Origin of the sequence: Flavobacterium cyanobacteriorum (genome assembly GCF_002251835.1) — a bacterium.
Classification (GTDB): Bacteria; Bacteroidota; Bacteroidia; order Flavobacteriales; family Flavobacteriaceae; genus Flavobacterium; species Flavobacterium cyanobacteriorum.
On record NZ_NOXV01000139.1, the window covers coordinates 1 to 6,997 of the forward strand.

Sequence of the window (6,997 nt, forward strand, 5' to 3'; positions counted from 1 at the left end):
ATTTCGTCAACCCTTTTTTATTTAACAAATAAGTTTAAACCACTTCTTTATGTATAGCCGTTCTTTATTGCCATTATTTTCATTGTAAAACGGAGATTCTTCATCAACATATTCATTTCCGGTTTGCATCACCTGTTCCAACAATTTGCCATGGCCCTGTGCTTTTGCTTCGGGCAGCCCATCCAGTAGCGGCTTATTAAGTATTGCGGCAGCATCCTTCTTCCAGAGTGACAGCATATTATCATTAGCCATTTCAACAATAAAATCTTGTCCTTTCAGTACACATATTGCCATGGGCGCCTGCATAAAAAGGTTATTTAGTTCCTGTTTTATGTGGCCGCGCGCTTTGGCAATACGGATTTGTGAACGTATCCGGGCCTGAAGTTCTTTTGCTGAAAACGGCTTCACCAGGTAATCATCTGCACCTGTTTCAAAACCTTCTATTTTTGATTCCTCCCCGGCCCTTGCCGTAAGTAAGATTACCGGGATTAGTGATGTCCGTGGCCTGTTTTTAAGTTCCTTAAGCAGTGTGAGGCCATCCATTGCCGGCATCATGAGGTCGGTTATAATTAGTGAAATATCATGATTTTCGGACATATTAAGCGCGGCTTGCCCATTGTTGGCCAGCAATACCTTATAATTTTTTTCCATTATGGATTTCAGGTAATGGCGCATGTCTTTATTATCATCGACAATAAGTATAGTGTCAGTAGCAGTAAGATTATCTTCTTCAGTAACTTCTATAAAATTTTCATTGTTTTGTAATGTTGTTTCCGCTTCATGGTTATATTGCAATGAAACTGCATTGTTTGCAGAAACTACATTTGCTGCAAGTGTAAGCGCTGAAGATTCCTGAAAAAGCGGAATCTTTACTGTAAACGTACTTCCTTTGCCTTCAGTGCTTTCAACCCAGATGTTGCCATTATGCTGCAGTACAAATTCTTTTATCATGGACAGCCCGATACCCGACCCTTCAAAACTACGGCCTGAAGCGGAAGCTATTCTGTGGAACCTAGTAAACACCTTTGATAGTTCGGCCTGCGGAATACCTACCCCTGTATCGGTGACGCGAAGGACTGCGTTGCCTGATTCTTCGGACAGGCTGATAGATATTTTTCCTTTTAATGTATACTTAAAAGCATTTGACAGTAGGTTAAAAATAATTTTTTCCCACATATCCCTGTCTAAATGCGCCTCAACAAGGGCGGGGATATCTACAATAAAATCCATGCCGGCCTTTTCTATAACAGCCCTGAAATTACCTGCAAGGCTGGCAGTAAACTGACTGATGTCAGTAGGGGTAAATTTTGCCTTCATCCGGCCGCTTTCCATATAGCTGAAGTCCAGCAGCGTATTGACCAGGCGGAGCAGCCTCATGGCATTCCTGTGAGCCGTTTCGGCAGTTTCCCGCACTTTGCTGTCTATCGGGGTATGGTGCATAAGATCTTCGAGCGGGCCGAGCATCAGGGTTAGGGGTGTCCTGAACTCATGGCTTATATTGCTGAAAAAAGTGGTCTTGGCACGGTCAATTTCGGCAAGCTCTTCAAGCCTTTTCCGCTCATTTTCGGTTGCCGTTGCGTTTTGTATGGCTTTTGATACCTGGCTTGCGGCCATTTTAAAAAAAGTATGGTAATCCTCATCGAGCTTTCGCGTAGGGTTGATGCCGAATACTATAGCGCCAATAGTTTTTGCCGAAGAATTCATTATTGGCTTGGCTATCACCTGTTGTACCGGCTGGCCCGCCGGGCCATGTGGCAGCAAACCTGGTGCGCTGACAGCAGCAATAACAGGCTTACCAGAGGTAATTACTTCCGCCACGGGCAGATAATGTTCCCGCAGGTTTTTATCATTAAGGCTTATATTTTCAGGAAATAAAGACTCCGCAGGTTTTCCAAGGCCCGTGCGTTGTACAAGTTCAGCCTTTTCACCTTTGTCGTTTGTAAGGTAAAAAACCGCAAAAGGTACATCTTTAGGGTTTTTACCCAGTGTTTCTGCCGCTGCGGCACAGGCTGTTGCTATTGTTTTTTCGGTGAGTGATTTCTCTGCCAGTGCCGAGAGTGTACGGTTGCGGCGCGCACTCAGTATTTTATCGGTGGTTTCGTAGCTGGCACAAAATAAGCCGCCAACATTGCCAGATTCATCAAAAACAGGGCTGTAGCTGAAAGAGAAATATTTTTCTTCAAGGAAATCACCCCGTTTCAGGTAAAATTCCATGTCATTGTTGGTTGAAGCCTGGCCTTTCTCAAAAACCCGTTTGCATAAAGGCCCGCAAATGTCCCAGACTTCTTCCCAGACTTCACTTACAGGCCTGCCCAGCGCCCATGTGTGTTTTTCGGTTCCTAAAATTTCTATATATGCGTCATTGTACAGGAAAGTTACATCAGTACCCCAGCCAATCCATATAGGGTTGGCAGAATTCAGCATCAGGTTGACGGTAGTTTTAAGGCTCTGTGACCATTGGCTGATAGGCCCTAATGGTGTGGCAGACCAGTTGTAGTTGCGTATAAGTTCTCCTAATTGCCCTTCATAAGTAAGGAAATCAGGGATGCTGTTTTTGTTTTTGGCAACAGGTTCTGTCATGATGCTAAATATACCATTAAATTTAAGATAAAAATGTAAAAGAACTGTTAAACAAACTGTAGCGCATATTTATAGATAAATATCTTTCACCCATTAGTTAGATAGAAATAACCTATATCCCTATTTTTGCACTTAATAACACAACAATACTATGTATAAATTCTTCATCAGGCCCCTGCTCTTCCGGTTTGACCCTGAAAAAGTCCATTATTTTACATTTTCCTGTATTCGTTTCCTTAGCCGTATTCCCGGTATGCCTTCATTACAGCGGGCTATGTTCAGCATTGAAAACCCGCGCCTGGAAAGAGAGGTTTTCGGGATAAAATTTAAAAATCCCGTGGGGCTTGCTGCCGGCCTTGATAAGGATGCAAAACTTTATAAGGAACTGTCCTGCCTGGGTTTCGGGTTTATAGAGATAGGTACGCTTACGCCAAAGCCCCAGGAAGGAAACCCTAAAAAGAGGCTGTTCAGGCTTAAGGCTGACAGCGCTATTATTAACCGTATGGGGTTTAATAACGGCGGGGTGGAAGACGCCGTAAAACGCCTGAAAAAGAATCCTTTGGGTAAGGGCCATATTATTATAGGCGGCAATATTGGTAAAAATAAGCTCACCCCTAATGAAAGCGCCACGGATGATTATATTGCCTGTTTTGAAGCACTGTATGAGTATGTTGATTATTTTGTGGTGAATGTAAGTTCGCCCAATACGCCTAACCTGCGCGAATTGCAGGATAAGGAACCCCTTACAGCGCTGTTACAGGCATTGCAGGAGAGAAATGCAGCAAAGCCTGAAGCAAAACCTGTTTTGCTGAAAATTGCGCCCGACCTCACTGACGGGCAGCTGCTCGATATAATTGATATTGTAAAAACCACCGGGATTGCGGGTATTATTGCCACTAATACCACACTCGCGCGCGAAGGCCTCCGGTCAGCAGATAAAACAGAAACAGGAGGGCTTAGCGGGAAGCCGCTGGCAAAACGCTCCACAGAAGTTATTAGGTTCCTTTCAGAGAAAAGTAACAGGGCGTTCCCGATAATTGGCGTAGGTGGCATACATTCACCCGAAGATGCCCTTGAAAAACTCCAGGCCGGCGCCAGCCTTGTACAGCTATATACCGGCTTTGTCTATGAAGGCCCCGCGCTCGTAAAAGCCATTAATAAAAAAATAATAGCTTCCGGGGCTTCTTAGCCGCCCTGCAACTTTTAAAGAAATCGATTTCGTAAAAAGCATTTCTTTTTTATCTTTGGGCTTCTATGAAGCAGGTAAAAATTATCGAATGTCCCCGCGATGCGATGCAGGGTATTAAGGAATTCATCCCTACAGAAAAAAAAACCGCATATATACAGGCATTGCTCCGTGTAGGCTTTGATACTATTGATTTTGGCAGCTTTGTATCTCCCAAAGCCATACCGCAGATGCAGGATACCGCCGAGGTACTCGCAAGACTCGACCTGAGCCGTACAAAAAGCAAGCTCCTGGCCATTATAGCCAATACGCAGGGAGCAGAAAATGCTTCTCAGCACAATGAAATCCGCTATTTAGGCTACCCGTTCTCCATCTCAGAGAATTTCCAGATGCGCAATACCCACAAAACCATTGCCGAATCCATAGTGACCCTGCAGGAGATACTCAACATAGCCGACAGGAGTAATAAAGAGGTGGTTGCCTACCTCTCTATGGGCTTTGGTAACCCCTATGGCGACCCTTGGAATGTGGAAATAGTAGGGGAGTGGACCGAAAAACTCGCGGCCATGGGCATAAAGATACTTTCATTGTCAGATACTATAGGCAGCTCAACACCCGAAGTCATTGAATACCTTTTTTCAAACCTGATACCCAAATACCCCCAAATAGAATTTGGCGCCCACCTGCACACTACACCAGACAGGTGGCACGAAAAAATTGACGCCGCATTCAAAGCCGGCTGCACCCGCTTTGACGGCGCTATACAGGGCTTTGGCGGTTGCCCCATGGCCAAGGATGAACTTACGGGCAATATGCCTACAGAAAAATTACTTTCCTATTGTACCGCCGCAAAAGCCGATACCAATACCCACGCCATGAGCTTTGAAAGTGCTTATAACGAGGCTACAAAAATTTTTACAGCATACCATTAATATACATCCTTTCCCCGTGAAGTAACCTTTTTTTATCAGGAGCAGGAAACCGTGCGCATTTTTGGCAACATCCGTCCCGCTCTCCACTCTATCTCCCCGCCTGCCAAAAGCAGGGCAGGCGGGGAGGATGCCGCTTCGATCGGGGCTGGCAGCAAAGCCCGTACTCCCCGGTTTGCTATTACCTAAAAAAAGTATCAGATATCCTTTTCTCATTACACGTTAATATCGTAATATTGCAATATATAAATATTAATCATGGGCTTTACAAAATCAGATCTCTTTACCCCAGAACAAAATACCGTAAGTTTAATCTTCAAAGCATTAGGCCATCCCGCACGGGTAGCCATACTGGATTACCTTCTTAAAGTTGGCGAATGTATATGTGGTGACATTGTGAACGAGCTGCCGCTCGCCCAGCCAACCATATCCCGGCATTTAAAAGAACTTAAAAACGCCGGGCTGATTAAAGGAAATATTGAAGGCACCGCAATATGTTACTGCATCAGCCAGGAAGCTGTAGCAACTATTGCATCATATCTTGACAGTATACTTACCCAGCTCAATAACAATAATAATTGTTGTTAACATCAAACAAAAATCAGTAAGATTATTCACAATTCTATATATAGCTTCCCTTATTGTGTTTCAAGTTGTTTTTTTAGATTGTTTTATAGAGTCAATTATTTATTATGAAAAAAATACTCGTATTATGCACCGGCAACAGTTGCCGTAGCCAGATAGCCGAAGGTTACCTGAAATACTTTGCCGGTAATACTGCTCAAGTTTACAGTGCCGGTATCGAAACACACGGTGTTAATCCAAAGGCGGTCAGAGTAATGGCAGAAGACGGGATAGACATATCCGGCCATACTTCCAATCATGTAGACGAATATGCCGGTATCCATTTTGATTATGTCATTACCGTGTGCGATAATGCTAACGAAAGCTGCCCTGTTTTTCCCGGTGGCGCACAAAAATTCCACCATAATTTCCCGGACCCTGCCCGCGCGACAGGTACCGGACAGGAAATTCTTGATGAGTTCAGGAGCGTCCGGGATATGATAAAAAAATACAGTGAGTCTTTCATTAAACAAATACAAAATGGATAACTGTGCCCCGGCTTACCAAAGGAAGCGCCTGCGCTTTCTTGACCGCTACCTCACCTTATGGATACTCCTCGCCATGGCCACGGGCGTGGCTGTAAGCTATTTTATCCCGTCTTCCGGCGCATTTATAAACTCATTTTCCTCCGGTAGTACCAATGTACCACTGGCTGTTGGCCTTATCCTCATGATGTACCCGCCATTGGCCAAAGTACAGTACGGCAGGATAAGCGAAGTCTTTGCCAATATAAAAGTGCTCTCGTTGTCCCTGGCCCTCAACTGGATCATTGGCCCTGTACTGATGTTCCTGCTGGCACTGATTTTCCTTCACGGTTATCCGGAATATATGGCCGGCCTTATACTTATAGGCCTTGCCCGGTGCATAGCCATGGTGGTAGTCTGGAACGACCTGGCCGGCGGCAACCGCGAATACGCTGCCGGGCTTATTGCGCTTAACAGCATCTTCCAGGTTTTGCTCTACAGTGTATACGCCTATATTTTCATAACCATACTACCCCCTTTTTTTGGTATGGAAGGATTGCACATTAATGTCTCAATGGCAGATATCGCATCAAGCGTGGCAATATACCTGGGCATTCCTTTCCTGGCAGGCCTACTGTCGCATTATATATTGATTAGGCTAAAAGGGGAAGAATGGTTCCAAAAAACATTTATACCTTTCGTTTCACCGGTCACCCTCGTTGCCCTGCTCTTTACCATATTTGTCATGTTTTGCCTCAAGGGCAATGTAATACTGCAACTCCCAATGGATATACTGCGGGTCGCCATACCCTTAGTTGTATATTTTATACTCATGTTCATGGTTAGTCTTATTGCCGGTAAAAAACTGGGGGCAGACTATTCAAAAAATGCTGCCATAGCCTTTACCGCTGCCGGCAATAATTTCGAACTCGCCATTGCCGTAGCCATAGGCGTCTTTGGCATAAACAGCGGTCAGGCATTTGTAGGGGTCATAGGCCCGCTGGTCGAAGTCCCAGTACTAATATCCCTGGTCAGTACTGCCTACTGGTTCCGTAAAAAATATTATGATGCCTGAGTTATACTCTAAAAGCCGCATTTGAACCACAGGCGTTTCAGCATCAGGAGCAGCCGGCTAAGCGCTTCTTTGGCAGGGAATTTCCCGCTGTACACTCTATCTCCCCGCCGCAAAAGCGGGCGGCGGGGAGGATGCCGCT

General features: G+C 44.9%; 6 protein-coding genes. 5 read left to right on the top strand and 1 reads right to left on the bottom strand.

What is annotated here, in order from left to right; translation table 11 throughout:
- Positions 1–21: 21 nt before the first annotated feature.
- On the bottom strand, positions 22–2,580 hold the full coding sequence (locus CHU92_RS01980) for a response regulator (protein ID WP_094412076.1): 2,559 nt from the start codon (positions 2,578–2,580) through the stop codon (positions 22–24).
- A 151-nt stretch (positions 2,581–2,731) separates the two neighbouring features.
- On the opposite strand from CHU92_RS01980, the gene CHU92_RS01985 reads away from it, so the two are divergent.
- From CHU92_RS01985 to arsB, 5 genes are all read left to right on the top strand, one after another.
- Positions 2,732–3,769, top strand: coding sequence for a quinone-dependent dihydroorotate dehydrogenase (locus CHU92_RS01985; RefSeq protein ID WP_094412078.1), 1,038 nt, complete (start codon positions 2,732–2,734; stop codon positions 3,767–3,769).
- Between the two features lie 65 nt (positions 3,770–3,834).
- Complete coding sequence (locus CHU92_RS01990) at positions 3,835–4,698, top strand: hydroxymethylglutaryl-CoA lyase (protein WP_094412080.1); 864 nt, start codon at positions 3,835–3,837, stop codon at positions 4,696–4,698.
- Between the two features lie 255 nt (positions 4,699–4,953).
- Complete coding sequence (locus tag CHU92_RS01995; RefSeq protein WP_094412082.1) at positions 4,954–5,283, top strand: ArsR/SmtB family transcription factor; 330 nt, start codon at positions 4,954–4,956, stop codon at positions 5,281–5,283.
- Between the two features lie 104 nt (positions 5,284–5,387).
- Positions 5,388–5,807: an arsenate reductase ArsC gene (locus tag CHU92_RS02000; RefSeq protein WP_094412084.1), complete on the top strand. Its 420-nt coding sequence runs from the start codon at positions 5,388–5,390 to the stop codon at positions 5,805–5,807.
- Positions 5,800–6,858, top strand: a complete 1,059-nt coding sequence (gene arsB, locus CHU92_RS02005) for an ACR3 family arsenite efflux transporter (protein WP_094412086.1) — start codon at positions 5,800–5,802, stop codon at positions 6,856–6,858. Before CHU92_RS02000 ends, arsB begins: the two co-directional genes overlap by 8 nt.
- Positions 6,859–6,997 lie beyond the last annotated feature (139 nt).

Coding starts and splice junctions, on each gene's coding strand:
- CHU92_RS01980 (WP_094412076.1), bottom strand. CDS start 2,580: ATGACAGAACCTGTTGCCAAAAACAAAAACAGCATCCCTGATTTCCTT.
- CHU92_RS01985 (WP_094412078.1), top strand. CDS start 2,732: ATGTATAAATTCTTCATCAGGCCCCTGCTCTTCCGGTTTGACCCTGAA.
- CHU92_RS01990 (WP_094412080.1), top strand. CDS start 3,835: ATGAAGCAGGTAAAAATTATCGAATGTCCCCGCGATGCGATGCAGGGT.
- CHU92_RS01995 (WP_094412082.1), top strand. CDS start 4,954: ATGGGCTTTACAAAATCAGATCTCTTTACCCCAGAACAAAATACCGTA.
- CHU92_RS02000 (WP_094412084.1), top strand. CDS start 5,388: ATGAAAAAAATACTCGTATTATGCACCGGCAACAGTTGCCGTAGCCAG.
- arsB (WP_094412086.1), top strand. CDS start 5,800: ATGGATAACTGTGCCCCGGCTTACCAAAGGAAGCGCCTGCGCTTTCTT.